General features: G+C 66.8%; 18 protein-coding genes and 2 tRNA genes. 7 read left to right on the forward strand and 13 right to left on the reverse strand.

Features of this window, described 5'->3' with window-relative positions:
* The first annotated feature begins 3 nt into the window (after positions 1–3).
* The 3 genes from FE263_RS16740 to FE263_RS16750 all read left to right on the forward strand — a co-directional run bounded on the left by FE263_RS16740 (position 4) and on the right by FE263_RS16750 (position 2267).
* Positions 4–753 (forward strand): electron transfer flavoprotein subunit beta/FixA family protein, encoded by a 750-nt coding sequence (locus FE263_RS16740; RefSeq protein ID WP_138327165.1) that lies wholly within the window; start codon positions 4–6, stop codon positions 751–753.
* Between the two features lie 2 nt (positions 754–755).
* Positions 756–1697, forward strand: coding sequence for an FAD-binding protein (locus FE263_RS16745; protein ID WP_138327166.1), 942 nt, complete (start codon positions 756–758; stop codon positions 1695–1697).
* Positions 1698–1805: 108 nt separating this feature from the next.
* Positions 1806–2267 (forward strand): hypothetical protein, encoded by a 462-nt coding sequence (locus FE263_RS16750; protein ID WP_138327167.1) that lies wholly within the window; start codon positions 1806–1808, stop codon positions 2265–2267.
* On the opposite strand, the gene FE263_RS16755 is transcribed toward FE263_RS16750, so the two are convergent.
* Both FE263_RS16755 and FE263_RS16760 read right to left on the reverse strand, forming a co-directional pair.
* Positions 2264–3022, reverse strand: coding sequence for a class I SAM-dependent methyltransferase (locus FE263_RS16755; protein ID WP_138327168.1), 759 nt, complete (start codon positions 3020–3022; stop codon positions 2264–2266). The two genes, FE263_RS16750 and FE263_RS16755, sit on opposite strands and share 4 nt — an antisense overlap.
* Position 3023: 1 nt before the next feature.
* Positions 3024–3659 carry a DedA family protein gene (locus FE263_RS16760; protein ID WP_171034155.1) on the reverse strand — a complete coding sequence of 212 codons (636 nt, stop codon included), beginning with the start codon at positions 3657–3659 and terminating at the stop codon, positions 3024–3026.
* 116 nt (positions 3660–3775) lie between these two features.
* On the opposite strand from FE263_RS16760, the gene FE263_RS16765 reads away from it, so the two are divergent.
* Positions 3776–5737, forward strand: coding sequence for a S9 family peptidase (locus FE263_RS16765; RefSeq protein ID WP_138327169.1), 1962 nt, complete (start codon positions 3776–3778; stop codon positions 5735–5737).
* On the opposite strand, the gene FE263_RS16770 is transcribed toward FE263_RS16765, so the two are convergent.
* The 5 genes from FE263_RS16770 to FE263_RS16790 form a co-directional block, all read right to left on the reverse strand.
* The gene (locus FE263_RS16770; RefSeq protein ID WP_138327170.1) at positions 5715–6056 is read right to left on the reverse strand and encodes a (2Fe-2S) ferredoxin domain-containing protein; all 342 of its coding nucleotides are present in this window, start codon (positions 6054–6056) and stop codon (positions 5715–5717) included. The genes FE263_RS16765 and FE263_RS16770 overlap by 23 nt on opposite strands.
* 15 nt (positions 6057–6071) lie before the next feature.
* On the reverse strand, positions 6072–6383 hold the full coding sequence (locus tag FE263_RS16775; RefSeq protein WP_240759806.1) for a putative quinol monooxygenase: 312 nt from the start codon (positions 6381–6383) through the stop codon (positions 6072–6074).
* A gap of 86 nt (positions 6384–6469) precedes the next feature.
* Positions 6470–7504 (reverse strand): hypothetical protein, encoded by a 1035-nt coding sequence (locus FE263_RS16780; RefSeq protein WP_138327171.1) that lies wholly within the window; start codon positions 7502–7504, stop codon positions 6470–6472.
* Positions 7505–7625: 121 nt separating this feature from the next.
* Positions 7626–7701: transfer RNA gene (locus FE263_RS16785), tRNA-Ala, on the reverse strand.
* Between the two features lie 81 nt (positions 7702–7782).
* Entirely contained in the window at positions 7783–8433 is a 651-nt protein-coding gene (locus FE263_RS16790) for a Maf family protein (RefSeq protein ID WP_138327172.1), read from the reverse strand.
* 312 nt (positions 8434–8745) lie between these two features.
* Between FE263_RS16790 and hemE the strand changes: the two genes are divergently transcribed.
* Genes hemE through hemJ form a run of 3 tightly spaced genes read left to right on the forward strand, consistent with a single transcriptional unit; the run spans position 8746 to position 10941 of the window.
* The gene (hemE, locus tag FE263_RS16795) at positions 8746–9801 is read left to right on the forward strand and encodes a uroporphyrinogen decarboxylase (RefSeq protein WP_138327173.1); all 1056 of its coding nucleotides are present in this window, start codon (positions 8746–8748) and stop codon (positions 9799–9801) included.
* Positions 9794–10495, forward strand: a complete 702-nt coding sequence (locus FE263_RS16800) for an HAD family hydrolase (RefSeq protein WP_240759808.1) — start codon at positions 9794–9796, stop codon at positions 10493–10495. The genes hemE and FE263_RS16800 overlap by 8 nt, the downstream gene beginning before the upstream one ends.
* Complete coding sequence (hemJ, locus tag FE263_RS16805; protein WP_138327175.1) at positions 10492–10941, forward strand: protoporphyrinogen oxidase HemJ; 450 nt, start codon at positions 10492–10494, stop codon at positions 10939–10941. The genes FE263_RS16800 and hemJ overlap by 4 nt, the downstream gene beginning before the upstream one ends.
* A 40-nt stretch (positions 10942–10981) precedes the next feature.
* Here the strand turns inward: hemJ and FE263_RS16810 are convergent.
* The 6 genes from FE263_RS16810 to mnmE form a co-directional block, all read right to left on the reverse strand.
* Positions 10982–11057 (reverse strand) — tRNA-Lys (locus tag FE263_RS16810).
* Positions 11058–11189: 132 nt separating this feature from the next.
* Positions 11190–12086, reverse strand: a complete 897-nt coding sequence (locus FE263_RS16815) for a ParB/RepB/Spo0J family partition protein (RefSeq protein WP_138327176.1) — start codon at positions 12084–12086, stop codon at positions 11190–11192.
* Positions 12083–12883 carry a ParA family protein gene (locus FE263_RS16820; protein WP_138327177.1) on the reverse strand — a complete coding sequence of 267 codons (801 nt, stop codon included), beginning with the start codon at positions 12881–12883 and terminating at the stop codon, positions 12083–12085. Before FE263_RS16820 ends, FE263_RS16815 begins: the two co-directional genes overlap by 4 nt.
* A 13-nt stretch (positions 12884–12896) precedes the next feature.
* On the reverse strand, positions 12897–13514 hold the full coding sequence (gene rsmG / locus FE263_RS16825) for a 16S rRNA (guanine(527)-N(7))-methyltransferase RsmG (protein WP_276611218.1): 618 nt from the start codon (positions 13512–13514) through the stop codon (positions 12897–12899).
* 18 nt (positions 13515–13532) lie between these two features.
* Complete coding sequence (mnmG, locus tag FE263_RS16830; RefSeq protein WP_138327252.1) at positions 13533–15407, reverse strand: tRNA uridine-5-carboxymethylaminomethyl(34) synthesis enzyme MnmG; 1875 nt, start codon at positions 15405–15407, stop codon at positions 13533–13535.
* 18 nt (positions 15408–15425) lie between these two features.
* Positions 15426–16721, reverse strand: a complete 1296-nt coding sequence (gene mnmE / locus FE263_RS16835) for a tRNA uridine-5-carboxymethylaminomethyl(34) synthesis GTPase MnmE (protein ID WP_138327178.1) — start codon at positions 16719–16721, stop codon at positions 15426–15428.
* Positions 16722–16732 lie beyond the last annotated feature (11 nt).

Consider the following 16732-nt stretch of genomic DNA (forward strand, 5'->3'; position numbering starts at 1 on the left):
CTCATGAAACTCCTCGTCCCCGTCAAGCGCGTCGTCGACTACAACGTGAAGGTGCGGGTCAAAGCCGACGGCTCCGGCGTCGAGACGGCGGGCGTCAAGATGTCGATGAACCCGTTCGACGAGATTGCCGTCGAGGAGGCGGTGCGTCTCAAGGAGAAGGGTGCCGCCACTGAGATAGTGGCAGTCTCGATCGGCGTGCAGCAATGCCAGGAGACGCTTCGCACGGCGCTCGCGATGGGCGCCGACCGCGCCGTGCTGGTGCTGACCGAGGAAAGCCCGGAGCCGCTTGCGGTTGCCAAGCTGCTGCGCGCATTGGTTGATCGCGAGCAGCCCGGCATGGTGATCATGGGCAAGCAGGCGATCGACGACGACATGAATGCAACCGGGCAGATGCTGGCGGGGTTGCTCGGCTGGGCGCAAGGCACGTTCGCCAGCAAGGTCGAGCTGTCCGACGGTGTGGCGACCGTCACTCGCGAGGTGGATGGCGGGCTCGAGACGGTGGCCCTCACGCTACCCGCCATCATCACCGCCGATCTGCGCCTCAACGAGCCGCGCTATGCCTCGCTTCCGAACATCATGAAGGCGCGCAAGAAGCCCCTGGAGACAATCGCGCCGGGGGACCTCGGCGTCGATGTGACACCTCGCCTGACCACGCTGAGGGTGGCAGAACCGCCGGTGCGCCAGTCCGGCGTCAAGGTGGGATCGGTCGCCGAGTTGGTGGCCAAGCTTCGCGCCGAAGCAAAGGTGATCTGACCATGACCGCTCTCGTCCTGCTCGACCATGCGGATGGCCGCATCACACCGGCCGCACGTTCCGCCGTCACCGCCGCCGCCGCACTGGGCGAGGTGCATGTGCTGGTAACCGGCGCCGCAATCGGCGCCGTGGCGGAGGCCGCCACGAGGATCGCTGGTGTCGCCAAGGTACTGCGCGCCGATGCGGAGATCTACGACAAGGCGCTGGCCGAGCCGCTTGCAGCCCTGCTCGTGCGTCTGGCACCCGCCTACGACCATGTCCTCGCGGCCGCGACCGCCACCGGCAAGAACGTGATTCCACGCGCGGCGGCGTTGCTCGACGTGCAGCCGATCAGCGAGATCGTCGCTGTGGTCGATGCCGAGACCTTCGTGCGACCGATCTACGCCGGCAACGCGCTGGCCACGGTGCGCTCGACCGACGCCAGAAAACTGATCACCGTTCGCGCCGCGAATTTCGACGCCGCCGCCGCAGAGGGTGGCAGCGCCACTATCGAGGAGGTGGAGGCGGGCGAGGCGACGCCTGCGGTCTCCCGCTTCGTGTCGACCGAGTTGTCGACATCCGATCGGCCGGATCTGGCGTCGGCACGGGTGGTCATCTCCGGCGGCCGTGGCATGCAGAATGGTGAGAACTTCAAGCTGATCGAGCCGATCGCGGATGCGCTGGGCGCCGCGATCGGGGCGTCGCGTGCGGCGGTGGATGCAGGGTACGTGCCGAACGACTACCAGGTCGGCCAGACCGGCAAGATCGTGGCGCCGGACCTGTATGTGGCAATCGGCATCTCGGGCGCGATCCAGCATCTGGCCGGCATGAAGGACAGCAAGGTCATCGTCGCCATCAACAAGGATGCGGAGGCGCCGATCTTCCAGGTTGCGGATTATGGGCTCGTGGCGGATCTCTTCGCGGCGCTGCCGGAACTGCAGGCGGAGCTTGCCAAGGCCAGCTAGGATTTAGCCGGCCTTTACGCGGTAGTCCGAATTCCGCATCGATCCTTTATCGTGCCAGGATCTAGTTTTTCTCTGTCGCGGACATGGAAGCCGCGGTGGAGAAACAAGATGGGCGAGACTTTACGTGATCGTCGACTGCGTTACGCGCGCGCGATCCTGGAATCGAAATCGAGTTCGACGGCCCTGCTCGGCGAGAATGCGGGTCTGGATGGGCTCCGCGTCCTCGTCCTGGGCGCGGCGCCCTCGGAGACCCTCTGCGCACTGATGCATACGGAGTGCCGCAAGGCCGAGGCACGGCTGCCGGATGCCAGTTGCGAAATCAACAGCGCCGACCTGGTGCTGGTGCCGCATGTGACGCTGATCACGCTGGGCCGGGTTGCCCGGCAGGCAGCACGGGCGCTGGAGCGGCACGGCCGCATCGTCATGGCAAACCCTGGCGGTGAGCGCGACTTCATCGGCAGCGCCAGCCGCGAACTCGTACAGGCCGGCTTCGAGATGCCGATCCTGCAGAGCCGGGATGGCCTGATCTGCCTGCACGCGTCGCCGGTCGAGGGTCTGCGGTCACACTAGAGAGCGGTGGTCCGCTTCTCGCAGACCAGCAGGACGGTATCGACCCCGGCCAGGCCGACCAGGCCCTCGACAACCTGCAAGGGCCGGGCGAACCGCAGTCCGAGCGGCATGAAGACCCGGTTGTACCACCACATCGCGCGCGAGCGATGGCGCTCCAGGTAGCGCATGCCGAAATCGACGAGCCGCTGGTTGCGCGGCTGCATCCCGAAGATCGCGCTCCGCCGGAGCTGGAAGCCGGCCTCGGCGAGCCGGGCCAGCAGTTGCGCCGGTTCATAGCGCCGATGGTGGCCGACCATGTCGTCGAACGCCGTCCAGGCCTCGGGATGCAGCGGCACGGACAACAGCAAGGTCGCACCCGGGGCGCTGACGCGGGATAGTTCCGAGAATGCGGCAATGTCGTCGTCCACGTGCTCGACGATGTCGAGGGCGCATACCAGGTCGAAGGCAGCGGTCGCCAGCGGCAGGTCGGTGACCAGGCCGCGTATCACCAGGCCTCCGGCCGCGCGCAGGGGGCGAAGCGGCGCCAGGCTGAGATCGACGAAGCTGGTCCCGGGGATCGGCAGGCGTGGCCGCAAACCGGGAGCGACCTCCAGACGGCGGACGTGGCGGGCGGCGAGATCGCGCACCAGCCGCCAGGAGTTGAAGCGCTCGGGCGGGACCAGCCGCGCCCCCGACCACAGGATTTCGTAGAACTGCAGATTTGCCTCGCGCAGGGCGGCGCCGCTCAGCGGGCGCCGTCCGGCCTCCGGCTGCATGTCAGGCTTCCTGGGCGTTCGCCGCCTGCTCGGCATCATGGGTCAGGCGGGCTTCGTTGCGCTTGAGGAAGACCAGCGCACCGACGACGACGATCGCGGCCACGACGCCCACGGCGATGCCGAGAGGTCCGGAGATGCGTTCCGCCTCCTTGCCGAGGAAGTAGGCGGCAAAGCCGTAGCCGCCAGCCCAGCCGATGCCGCCGAGGGCGTTCCAGATCAGGAAGCTGTGCCAGGGCATCCGGTTGGCGCCGGCGAGCAGGGCCGCGAAGGTCCGCAGGATGGCGATGAAGCGGCCGAAGAACACCACCTTGCCGCCATGGACGCGGAACAGGTAGCGCCCGAGCTTCAGCCGCTGGTCGGTCAGGCCGACATGCCTGCCGAAACGGGCCAGCGCCCGGAAGCCCAGCGAGTGCCCGATCAGGTAGCCGAAATTATCGCCCATGATGGCGCCGACAATCGCGGTGACGACGACCCACACGATGTCCAGCCGGTGCGTGGTGGCGCAGTAGATCGCGGTGCCGATGATCAGGCTTTCGCCCGGCAGTGGCGCACCCATGCTTTCCAGCATGACGATCAGGCCGATGATGCCGTAGCCGTAATGCTGCAGCAGGTGATCGAGATGGTGGAGAAGAAACATCGATCCCGCCCGACGAACGACAGCCAACCCGTCGCGCTGTTGCAGGAAACGCCTGCGCGGCGGCATGTCAAGCACGGCGTGGCGACCGATGCCGCCGGTGCGGCTGGAGACGATCGATGAGCAATTCCGGTATCGACGCAACGGCCGGTCTCCGGCAGCCGGCGGCGTGCGGAAGCTGGACGTCGCCGTTCAGGCTCGAGACCGTCGCCGGAACGTTACGTGGCCTGTCGTCGCTGCGCGCCGATGAAAGCACCCTGTACTGGCTGGAAAGCCGTCCGGACCAGGGTCGCACCGTCCTGTGCCGTTGCGAGGCAGGCGAGGTCGCGGCGCAGGACGTGACGCCGGACGAATTCGACATCGGGTCGAGGGTGCACGAGTATGGCGGCGGCGCCTATGCCGTGCAGGACGGCCGGATTGCCTTCAGCCGGCGGACCGATGGCGCGGTCTGGCTGCTGGAGCCCGACCAGCCACCCCGATGCCTGGTGGCGGCCAGCGGCCTGCGCTACGCCGACCTGCAATTCACCCCGGACGGGCACGACCTGGTTGCCGTTCGGGAGGATCATCGCGGCGGCGACGGACATCCGCTCGCCACCATCGTGCTGCTATCGCTCGACCGTGCCGGCTGCCCCGCGCCCGAGGGCGAAATCCTGGTCGAGGGGCCGGATTTCCTCTCCAGCCCGCGCCTGTCCCCGGATGGACAGCGTCTGGCCTGGATCGAGTGGGACCACCCCTTCATGCCCTGGGAGCGGACGCGACTGCGAACGGCGGTGCTTGCCCGGGACGCGGGTGTCAGGACGCTGGTCGAACGGCACTGTGTCGCCGGTGCCGACCGGGCCGAGGCGCTGCTGCAGCCGCTGTTCTCTCCGGACGGCGTGCTGCATGCCTGCTCGGACCGGACTGGCTGGTGGAACATCTACCGCGCCGAGGCCGAAGGTCTGGTCGCGGTGTGTCCGATGCGACGCGAGATCGGGGTTCCACCATGGATCTTCGGGCAGCGGTCCTACGGGTTCCTGCCGGACGGCAGCCTTATTGCCGCCGTGATCGAGGATGGACGCTGTGGAGCGTTCCGGCTGGCTGGCGGGACTGCGGACGCCCTGCCGATCGGGGCTGTCGTCGAGTGTCCGACAGTGCTGGTCGCCGGATCCGGCGCCATCGCACTAGGCTGGGTCGGTGCCGGTGCGACCGATCCGGCAGCGGTGATGCGCGGCCCGATGGTGGGGCCGGGACACAGCCTGGCGCAGGCCCATGAGCTGGCGGTCGACGAAGCCGATGTCTCCGTGGCGGAGGTGCTGCATTACCCGGGGGCAGGCGGTGGGACGGGTCACGCCTTCTTCTATCCGCCCGCGAACAGCCGCTTCCGGGTTCCGGATGACGAGCGGCCGCCTCTGATGGTGATCGTCCATGGCGGCCCCACCGGCATGACCAGCGATGCGCTCTCGTTGCGGGTGCAATGGTGGACCAGCCGCGGCATCGCCGTGCTCGACGTCAACTACTGCGGCTCGACGGGGTTCGGTCGGGCCTATCGCGAGGCACTGGATGGCGCCTGGGGGGTGGCCGATGTCGATGACTGCGTCGCCGCCTGCGACGCATTGGTGACGGCCGGCCGCGTCGATGCCGAGCGTATCGCGATACGCGGCAGCAGTGCCGGCGGCTTCACCGTTCTGGCAGCCCTCACGCAGTCACGGCGGTTCGGCGCTGGCACCTGTATCTACGGCATCGGCGACCTTGCGAGCCTTGCCCGGGACACCCACAAGTTCGAGGCGCACTATCTCGACCGGCTCGTCGGCCCACTGCCGGAGGCAGCCGCGACCTACGAGGCCCGATCGCCGATCAACCATCTGGACCGGCTCGGCTGCCCGGTGATCTTCTTCCACGGCACCGAGGACAGGGTGGTGCCGATCGCCCAGGCCCGGATGATGGCCCAGGCGATGCGGGAACGTGGTATTCCACATGCCCTGCACGAGTTCGAGGGTGAAGGTCACGGCTTTCGGCGTGCCGACAGCATGCGCCGCCTGCTTGCGCTCGAGTTCGCCTTCTATGGCGAGTTGTTCGGCTTCACCCCGGCTTCGACTGCGTGAAGCCGAGGGCCATCAGCAGCGCTTCGGTCGGCTGGCGCTTCGGCACGATCAGGATGCGCTGCGGCTCCGAACCACGGATCGCCACGACTGCTCCCTTTGGACAGATCCCGAAGCAGCCGGTCTCGACGATCCGCGTCTGACGGCGACGCCCGACGGCACGCAGCCCATCCTGCAATGCGTGACGTAGTTCGTCACGCCCCTTGTCACCATAGCCGCCCTTCAGCTTGCGGCTGCATTTGCGACAGATCACCACCATGTCGAGCCAGGGTGAAGGCCGCGTGATGATTTCCGCCGCTTCGGCCGCGCGGTGCTTTGCCATCTGGTCAGGCAGGCTTCACAGGTTGTGGCGGTTCAGGAACCGAACCCGGCGCTCCTTGACCCCGAGCCTCTCCACAGCCGCCGCGAACGTCTTGTAGTGCGGCGTGGTGAGGTGATGATCGAAGGCCGACTTGTCGTCATAGACTTCGAACAGGACGACTTCGTCCGGTGCTTCGTCCGACGTCAGCAGGTCGAACTGGCGGCAGCCTGGCTCACTGGTGGTTGAGCCGACGCTGTCGAGGCGGCACATCTCGAGAAACTCGGCTTTGTGCTCGACTGCCACTTCGAGCATCGCGATTACGACAAACGACTGACCCTTACCGCTCATGACGGACCCTTCATCCAGATCGCTCTTTCCAAGGATGGGACCTCTACAGCAGGGCAGAGAGGCCGGCCACCCTGCCCATCCCGGGTTCAGGCTCGTGCGAGGCGCTGCATGCCGGCGGCAACCATACGAGGCTGATTCTCGCCGAGTCCCGGAGGTAGCCGCGGCAGAACGGCCCAGACCGCACCGGTTTCAGTAGCCAGTGCAAAGGTGATAACGCGTCGGGCGATTTCCCGGGCCAGATCGACGCTCAGTTCGGAGAGCGCATCCGGCCGCAGCGAAACGGCGGCGTAGGCGTGCCGCATGGCGGCGTGTTCCCAGAGTTCGATACCGTCCCGGGTGCGTGCATCGAGTTGTGCCAGCGCTACGCGACTGCAGGCGGCGGCATCCTGCGCGACGCTCAGCGCCTGCGCCCAGGGCGCGCCAAGCGGGCCGGTATAGCCGACATCGAACGCCAGCAGATGCCGCTGCCACCACCAGTCCTGCGCCAGCATGAGCGTCCGTGCCGACTGCTCCGGCGGAGCCGGCTTGATCGTCATCTTGCGAGCCGAGACGCTCCAGGCAACGAAGCGGCATGCCCCGACCAGCAGCAGCTCGGGCTCGTCGCTACGCTCCAACCCGGCCTTTCCCAGATCGCTGACGGATTGCATGCAGAGCGCCGCGCTGACCGGATCGAATTGCGGAAAGCCGCCGCGCACCCGGCTCCACTTGTCGCGAAAGATGTCCGCTACCACAACCGGCGCAGTGGAGCGGGCGCCTCCCAGCTCGGAGCTGACCGCGGGGGATTTGTTCTTGATGTACCAGTCGGTCAGCGTTGCAAGTACGACCGAGATCGCTGCACCGACCGGGGACTGCTCCCGGCCGGGAATGGTCTCCTGCAGCTTCAACCCGTATGCCTCCGCACCGTTGGCCATTTCGAAGGCGGCCTTGACGTCGAGCATGTCCAGCACGGCGGGACCAAGCGCGATTGCGAGAAAGGCCGCCGCCGGTCGTGCGGCGGGATCCGCGCGCTGCCAGTCAGCCAATGGGTCATTGCTCTGGTGACGCTGCCGGAAGCGCCGAAGCATCGTCTCTGCCGCAACCGATGCAGCTGGAGCAGCCCCGTTCGCCTTGATGACGATCACTCCCCACGCTGGCCGGCCCGTTTCACCGCCGCATCGATCTTAGCGGCAGATCACGGAAGTGTCACGGAATGACGGGATCGCGATCGCCTCTGTTTTCCGCGCACCTCAGCCGGCTTGCCGATGGTGGAGCCAGGCGGGATCGAACCGCCGACCTCCTGAATGCCATTCAGGCGCTCTCCCAGCTGAGCTATGGCCCCGATCGTGCCGGTCAGCCTTCCGCAGGGGAAGTTGGCTGGGTGGCGCGATATAGTCCGCGCCTCGCCGGGTGGCAAGTCCCATCAGGACAGCATCAGCCCGAGGCTGCGCAGGCATTCCAGCAGGGCGAGCATCGGCATGCCCAGGATGGCTTCGTGCTCGCCCTCGATGCGCTCGAACAGGTTGATCCCGAGGCCTTCCAGGCGATAGGCGCCCACGCTGGACAGCAGCCGATCGCCCTCCAGGGCAAGGTAGGCCTCGAGGAACTGGTCCGAGAAGTTCCGCATCGTCATCACCGGCTGCACCACGTGCTGCCAGACCTGCTTGCCGTCCCTGACGAGGCAGACGGCGCTGTGCAGGACATGGGCGCGCCCGCGTAGCGCCTGCAGGTGCGCGCGGGCATCGCCCCGATTGGTCGGCTTGTCGAACCAGCGGTCGCCACAGATCATGATCTGGTCGGCGCCGATGATCAGCGCGCCAGGTCGCAGCGGCGCGACGCCGATCGCCTTGGCGCTGGCGAGGGCGAGGGCGGTCGCCTCAGGCGCGCAGCCGTCGGCGCGGCACCTTCGCTTGATGCTGGCCTCGTCGACCTCCGGCACCAAGATCTCGGCGACAATACCGGCATGCTCCAACAGCGCCGCACGTGTCGCCGATCCGCTGGCCAGCACCAGGCCCCGGCTAGCGTTCTGCAGGGAGTCGGCGGCAAGTACTGGCGAAGAATCGAGCTGCGTCATGCAGTCGAGCATATCGGGGTACTTGGGGATGAAAAGCAGCGCGCCACCGTTAGTACCGAGTCGTGTTCATGAAACGGTGTCGGGGCGGTACGGGGGGTTGTACACAGCCTGCTGTCGACAGTTTCCGGATACTCTGCGATTTTGCTGACCCTGCAAGGGTCGCCGAACTGTACACCCTGTGGGAAAGACGGGGTACGTTTTACGAAACACGGGTACCCCGTCTTCCACAGGGATCTACACCTACCACTCCATTTCTTTCTTCTTCTTTCCTGTTTAGAGGAGAGACATGGTTGTGGGGGCGAGTGACGGATTATGACCACCAAGCGATTGCTGCGTGCGCTCGGCGGTGAAGCCGTCTGGCCGCCGCCGGTCTGGCTGATGCGACAGGCCGGACGCTACCTGCCGGAGTTCCGCGCCATGCGAGCGCAGGCGGATTTCATCACCCGCTGCATGACGCCTGATATCGCCACCGAACTGACCTTGCAGCCGATCCGTCGCTTCGGCATGGATGGCGCCATCCTGTTCAGCGACATCCTGATCCTGCCCTGGGCAATGGGCCAGAGCTTGCAATTCGTCGACGGCGCCGGCCCGGTGCTCGAGCCGATCCGCACCGAAGCGGACCTCGATCGTCTCGACCGGGCTCGTATCCCCGAGCGGACTGCGCCGGTGATGGAGACGTTGCGGCGATTGCGGGCGGCGCTCGATGACCCGGCCGGGATCGCTGGCTTCCCCGGTGGCGCCACCACGCTCATCGGTTTCGCCGGCGCACCCTTCACGGTGGCCTGCTACATGGTCGACGGCGGCGGCTCACGCGAGTTCGCGCATACCCGGCTTATGGCCTACGACACGCCACTTCTGTTCGACCGCCTGATGGCGTTGTTGACCGAAACCACCGCCGACATGCTGTGCGCACAGATCGAGGCCGGCGCCGAGGCCGTCATGCTTTTCGACAGCTGGTCCGGCCTGCTGCCGCCGGGACAATTCGCCCGTCACGTGATCGAGCCGGCGCGGGCGATCGTGGCTTCGGTGCGCGCCCGGCACCCGGGGGTGCCCATCGTCGGTTTCCCGCGCCTCGGTGGCGTCTCGATCGGCCGCTATGCGTCCCTCACCGGCATCCAGGGGATCGGTCTCGATACCGGTGTGGATCTGGATGTGGCGAGAGGGCTGCTGCCTGCATCATTCACAACGCAGGGCAACCTCGATCCGCTGGCGCTGCTGGCAGGCGGCGAGGCGCTGGCGGACGCGGTGCAGTCGATCCGTACGGCCGTCCGCGGCCGGCCGCATGTCTTCAATCTTGGCCATGGGGTGCTGCCGCAGACACCGCCCGAGCATGTTGCAGCCCTGGTGGAAGCGGTGCGGCGTGACTGATGGCCGGCTGACTGCCGCGCCGTTGCGCCTGGTCATCTTCGATTGCGACGGGGTTCTGATCGACAGCGAACCGCCTTCGAACCGGCTGGTCGCGGCGGATCTGAGGGCAAGGGGATCGACCCTTTCCGACCAGGCGGTGCAGCATCGATACGCCGGCAAGGCGCTGTTCATGATTGCGCGCGAAGTTACCGAGACGGAGAAGATCGTGCTGCCTGAGGACTGGCCGCAGCAGATGAAACGCTCCCTGCTCGCCATGCTCGAGCGGGAGGCGAGCCTGATCCCGGGAGCACGGGCGATGCTCGATGCGGTGGTGCGGCTAGGGCTGCTCCTGCGGGTGGCGTCGAACTCGTCGCATGAGGAGATGGCGATCAAGTTCCGCCGCACCGGCCTCTACGAGCGCCTGGCGGGTCGACTGCACAGTGCCAATGATGTCGGCCGGCCGAAGCCGTCGCCGGACCTGTTCCTGGCGGCGGCGGCGGCCGAGGGCGTCGAACCGGCGAGCTGTCTGGTGGTGGAGGATTCCGATACCGGTGTCGCCGCAGCCAGCGCCGCCGGGATGGCCTGCGTCGTGCTCCGGCGGGATGGCGAATTGGTGATACCGGCGCCGGGCGCGGGGCCGGCAATTCGCCGTATCGTGCATCTGGATGAGCTGGAGCCGTTGCTGATGCGGGCGATGGCGGTGGATGCGGCATGATCGAGGCGCTTGGACCATACCTGCTCTGGGAGAAGTCGCTGCACGTGGTGTCGGTGATCGCCTGGATGGCAGGCCTGTTCTACCTGCCGCGGCTGTTCGTCTATCACTGCCAGGCACCGGCGGGATCGCCTCAGAGCGAGCTGTTCAAGACCATGGAGCGGCGCCTGCTGCGGGGTATCATGAACCCGGCGATGATCGCGTCCTTCGGGTTCGGGATCCTGCTGGTGCTCACGCCGGGGGCGGTCGATTGGCATGCCGGCTGGTGGTGGGTGAAGCTGATCAGCGCCTTGCTGATGGCAGGCTTCCACGGCGCCTGCGCAGGATGGCGGCGAGACTTCGCGCTCGATCGGAACGCAAGGCCGGAGAAATTCTTCAGGGTGGCGAATGAGGTCCCGACGATCCTGATGCTGGTGATCGTCATCATGGCGATCGTGCAGCCATTCTAGGCGCGCCAAATCCATCAACCTGTAGTTTTTGGTTGCATCGTGGTGGGCGCAGTAGGATTCGAACCTACGACCCGCTGATTAAGAGTCAGCTGCTCTACCAACTGAGCTATGCGCCCACGATGCCGGCGGGAGGCGTGCTTCTAGCAGCGCGCCGGTGGCAGGGGAAGTAGGGCAGTGTCGCGTCCGGCGCAAGAGCGTAATGCGCGTGGTCGGTGGGGGCACTCGACCCATACAGGGGTGTGAAACCGCTACTGGTTCAGCAAGGCGAGCACACCGTCCAGTTGATCGAGATTCTCGTAGTTGATCCGCAGCTGGCCGCCCTTGCCGTCGAAACTGATCTGCACGCGAAGCCCGAGCTTGTCGCGCAGGCTGCGTTCCAGCGCTGCGATCTCAGGGTCCTTGCGCGGGGCCGCATCGGCCTCGGTCGAACGACCCGGCGCAAAGCGCTGGGCGTTGTGCTCCCCCTGCGCCAGCGCTTCGGTCTGCCGCACGGTGAGGCGCTGCGCGATGACCTTCAGGGCGGCCCTGGCGGGATCCGGATGCCCAAGCAGGGCACGTGCATGGCCTGCGGAGAGCGCCCCATTCTCGACTTCCCGGCGCACCGTCTGCGGCAGTTGCAGCAGGCGCACCGTGTTGGCGACATGGCTGCGCGACTTGCCGATGGCACCGGCCAACTCGTCATGCGACAGGCCGAATTCACCGATCAGGCGCTGCAGCCCGTCGGCCTCCTCGATCGGGTTGAGGTCCTGTCTTTGCAGGTTCTCGACCAGGGCCGCTGCCATCGCATCGCTATCGTCAAGCGCGCGGATGTGAACCGGCACGTCGTGCAACCCGGCCAACTGGGCGGCCCGCCAACGGCGCTCACCGGCGATGATCTGGTAGACACCCTCATGGGCCGGATCTGGACGTGCGAGGATCGGCTGCAGGATGCCACGCGAGCGGATCGAGTCCGCCAGTTCGGCGAGCGCTTCCGGCGCCATGGATTGCCGTGGCTGAAAAGGTCCTGCCTGCAGCGCCTCGATCGGCAGACGGTGGATCGACGACTCAGCCGTAGCAGCCTGGCTGAGCGCCGGCGGCGCATCGCCCAGCAGTGCCGCGAGACCGCGGCCAAGGCGTGACGGCGGTGGTTCCTTGCGCCGGCTCATTGAGCAGTCCCCTTGCCTGTCGCGGGACGCAGCCGGCCCACCAGTTCGTCGGCGAGCTTTGCGTAGGCCAGGGAGCCTGCAGATTTGGGGTCGTAGAGCGACGCCGGTTTGCCGTGGCTCTGCGCCTCGGAGATGCGGATGTTGCGCGGGATCAGAGTCTCGAACACCTGCGCGCCGAAGAAGCCGCGTGCATCTTCCGCCACCAGCTCGGAAAGATTGTTGCGCCGGTCGAACATGGTCAGCACCAGCCCCTGGAGATGAAGTTGCGGGTTGAAGGCGCGGCGCACGCGCTCGATGGTGCGGACCAGATGACTGACGCCTTCGAGTGCGAAGAACTCGCATTGGAGCGGCACCAGCACCGCGTCGGCGGCTACCAGGGCATTCAGGGTGAGCAGGCCGAGGCTGGGCGGGCAATCGATCAGGATGAAGTCGTATGGCAGGCCATCGGACTTGTCGCCGGAGAGGGCCTCGCGCAACAGGAACTCGCGGCGGTCGTAGGTGACCAGTTCGATCTCGGCACCCGCCAGCTCGGTGTCCGCCGGCAGCAGGGACAGCCGCTCCACCATCGTCTCGCGCACCAGGCTCAGCAGAGGCTGATGGTCTGCCAGCATGGCATAGCTGCCTGTCCTGCGGGCGCCATGCTCAAGCCCTAAGCCGGTGGATGCATTGCCTTGCGGGTCGAGGTCGATCAGGAGCACGCGCAACCCGGTTGCGGCGAGAGAGGTGGCCAGGTTGATGGCCGTGGTGGTCTTGCCGACGCCGCCCTTCTGGTTGGCAATCGCGATGATGTGGGGAATGGGAGCCTCGCCGCTAGCAGTTCAATGGCGACACGCGCTTGATCTGGCTCAGGCCCAGGATCACGCCATCCGGATCGGTGCGACTCGGTGTCCGCGTAATCATCATGTGCCACCGCGATCGCGCCGCGGTCAATTCCTCGTCGGCCTTCCGGCCTTTCAGGAACAGGCACCGCCCGTGCGGCAGCAGCAACGGCTCTGCCCAGTCCAGCAGTTGCGGGAGCGCCGCAAGGGCCCGGGCAGTAACGACATCTGCAGGGGCAAGGCGTACGTCTTCGATACGGGCGTTGACGATCCTGACCGTCGTCTCCGCAGCACGCGCAGCCTCTCGCAAGAAGCTGCATTTGCGGCTGTCGGACTCCACGAGCGTGACGTCCTCGCTCCCGCAGATCGCCAGGATGAGGCCCGGAAACCCGCCGCCGCTGCCAAGATCGATGATGGTCTCCCGACTGGAGAGGAGGCTATGGAGCTGCAGGCTGTCCAGGACATGCCGGTCCCAGATTTGCGCGGTATCCCGGGCCGCGACCAGGTTGATCCGGCTGTTCCAACGCATCAGGATCTCCTGGAACGCCTTCAACCTGACCTTGATGTCGTCGGGAATGCTGTCGGGATCCCGGGAAGTCTGCTGTTTCACGTGAAACTATCCACAGGCTCAGGAAACACGTTCTGCCTGCTGGATATGTCCAAGCAGTGCCACAAGGGCGGAGGGTGTGACGCCCGGGACGCGCTGTGCGGCGCTGAAGCTGGCCGGCTTCGCTGAAGCGAGACGTTCGCGCATCTCCGTGCTGAGCCCGCCGATTGCGTTGTAGTCGAGATCCGGAGACAGGCCGATCGCGGTCTCCATCGCAAGCTGCCTGATCTCGCGCGACTGGCGGCCGAGGTAGCCGCTATAACGCGCCTCGACTTCGACATGGCGACGGACACGCTGGGGCATGTCGACAAACCACGGTGCAAGCGACGCTACGGAGGCCTCATCGATCCCGCTTGTCGCCAGCAACTCGATCAACCGCTTCCGCCTGCCGTCGGCAGGTGCCGCAAGCCCTGCTTCACGCAATGCGCGGGTGTCGTATGTCTCACTCGAAGCGCGTTCCATCGCCTGGGTAATCTGGTACTCGTCTGCCGCAAATCGGGCGGCGCGGGCCGAGCCTACGACACCCCAGTCCACTCCAGGCCCGGTCAGCCGGAGGTCCGCATTATCTGCCCGCAGCGTCAGCCGATACTCGGCCCGCGAGGTGAACATCCGGTACGGCTCACTGACCCCCTGCGTCGTGAGGTCGTCGATCATGACGCCGATATAGGCCGAACCGCGATCGATGGTTACTCCGTCCAAGCCTGAGGCGAAGCGCGCCGCGTTCATCCCGGCCACAAGTCCCTGCGCCGCGGCCTCCTCATATCCGGTGGTGCCGTTGATCTGTCCGGCCAGGAACAACCCGCGGATCGCCTTCAGCTCCAGGCTCGGCAACAATGCCCGCGGGTCGACAAAGTCATACTCGACCGCATAGCCGGCCTGGACGATGCGGGCTTGCTCCAGACCCGCTATGGTGGCGACCAGCCGCTCCTGCACATCGAGCGGCAGGCTGGTCGAGATGCCGTTCGGATACACCAGATCGCATCCCGGATTGCCCGGAAGCGCTTCCGGCTCGAGGAAGATCTGGTGGCTGGCGCGCTCGCTGAAGCGCACCACCTTGTCCTCGATGGATGGGCAGTAGCGCGGCCCACGCCCGGCCAGCGCACCTCCATAGACCGCCGAACGATGCAGGTTCTCGCGTATCACGTCGTGTGTCGCCTGGTTGGTTGCGGTGACGCCGCAGTTCAACTGCGGCCCGGTGATTGCGGCGGTCATCCGACTGAACGGCTCGGGATGAACATCGCCCGGATCCTCCGCCAGCCGCTCCCAGGCAATGCTGTCACGCGCGAGCCGCGGCGGCGTGCCGGTCTTGAGCCGCCCCATCGGCAATGCAAGTTCCTCTAGCCTGGCACCCAGCTTCGCGGCCGGCGCCTCGCCGATCCGTCCCGCCGGACTGGCGGTCAGGCCGAAATGCACCATGCCGCGCAGGAAGGTGCCCGCTGTCAGCACCACCGCTCCGGCCAGCACCTCTCGACCATCCGCACACACCACGCCGCACAGCCGCCCACCTGCGTCGAAGCGCAGATCGTCGACCGCGCCCTGCCGCATCTCCAGGCCCGGGGTCTCGACCAGCAGGCACTGGATCGCATTACGGTAGATCGAGCGATCGGCCTGCGCGCGCGGTCCCTGCACCGCAGGACCCTTCGAGCGGTTCAGCAACTTGAAATGGATCCCGGCTGCGTCCGCCGCCCGTCCCATCAGGCCGTCGAGCGCATCGATCTCGCGCACCAGATGGCCCTTGCCGATACCACCGATTGCCGGGTTGCATGACATTGTCCCGACCGTGTCGAGGCGGTGGGTCAGCAGCAACGTCCGCGCTCCGGCCCGAGCCGCTGCAGCGGCTGCCTCGCAGCCGGCATGCCCGCCGCCCACGACGATCACGTCGTACTTCCGGTCCAGATCGCTCACAACGTGGTCCTACTTGCCGATGCAGAATTGTCCGAAGATGCTGTCTAGCAGATCCTCGACATGGACGGCTCCGGTCAGACGTCCCAGTGCGCGCATGGCAAGTCTCAATTCCTCGCCACGTAGCTCCGGCCAGATGGCGCTCCCGGCGCCTTCCAGATGCGCCACCGCCTCGGTGATACCGGCCCGGTGCCGCGCGCGTGTGAGCGGAACACCGGCGGTAAGGCTCGTCAACTCGGCGGCGGCGGCAACAAGCGTGTTCTGCAGCGCCTCCATGCCGTCCCCGGTTGTCGCGCTCACCCCGATCCGCCCCTCGGGCGCGGGATAACGGTCGGTCTTGTTGTAGACCGTGATGACCCGAGCCTCACCGGTCGCCGGTAGCACGGGCTCCGCAGTCCCCGCCTCGACCACATGCACCACGACATCGGCCCGGCCGGCATGATGTCGTGCGCGGCGCACCCCTTCGGCTTCCACCGGATCGATGGTCTCGCGCAGCCCTGCGGTATCGACCAGCGTGACCGGAACACTGCCAAGCACCACGCGTACCTCGAGCGCATCGCGGGTGGTGCCGGCAATGGCGGACACGATGGCGGCCTCCCGCCGCGCCAGGAGGTTGAGCAGACTCGACTTGCCGACATTGGGCGCGCCGACGATCGCGAAAACGAGCCCGCTGCGCAGTCGTTCGCCGGCATCGCCGCTGGCGAGATGCGTCTGCATTTCGATCCGCAGGCCGACCACCCCATTTATCAGCGCTTCCTCGACCTCCTGCGGCAAATCCTCGTCCGGGAAATCGATCAGCGCCTCCTGCTGCGCCAGCAACTGCCGTAGTCTCCGTGCCCAGCCGTCGTATAGTTCGCTCAGGGCCCCGCCACTCTGGCGCAGGGCCTGCCGCCGCTGGGCCTGTGTCTCCGCCTCGACGAGATCGGCGATGCCCTCGGCTTCCAGCAGATCGAGTCGGCCATTCGCGAAGGCACGCCGGGTGAACTCGCCGGGCTCCGCCGGGCTCGCGCCGAGGCCGATCAGGCTGTCGGCCACCGCTTCCACCACGGCCGGCCCGGCATGCAGATGCAGCTCGGCGCAGTCCTCGCCGGTGTAGCTGTTCGGGGCCGGGAACCACAGCACCAGGCTGCGATCCAGAAGCTCGCCGGCACCCAGGTTGCGCAGCGAAGCCTGCCTTGGCGCCGGCCGCCGCCCGCGACACAGCACGTCAAGAAGTCGCCCACAGTCTGGACCGGTCAGGCGCATGATCGCGATGGCGGCACGCCCGGACCCGGTCGACAGGGCGAAGACGGTGCGCTGGTGCGTCATCGGTTCTGTTC

It is taken from the genome of Lichenicoccus roseus (assembly GCF_005844085.1).
Classification (GTDB): domain Bacteria; phylum Pseudomonadota; class Alphaproteobacteria; order Acetobacterales; family Acetobacteraceae; genus Lichenicoccus; species Lichenicoccus roseus.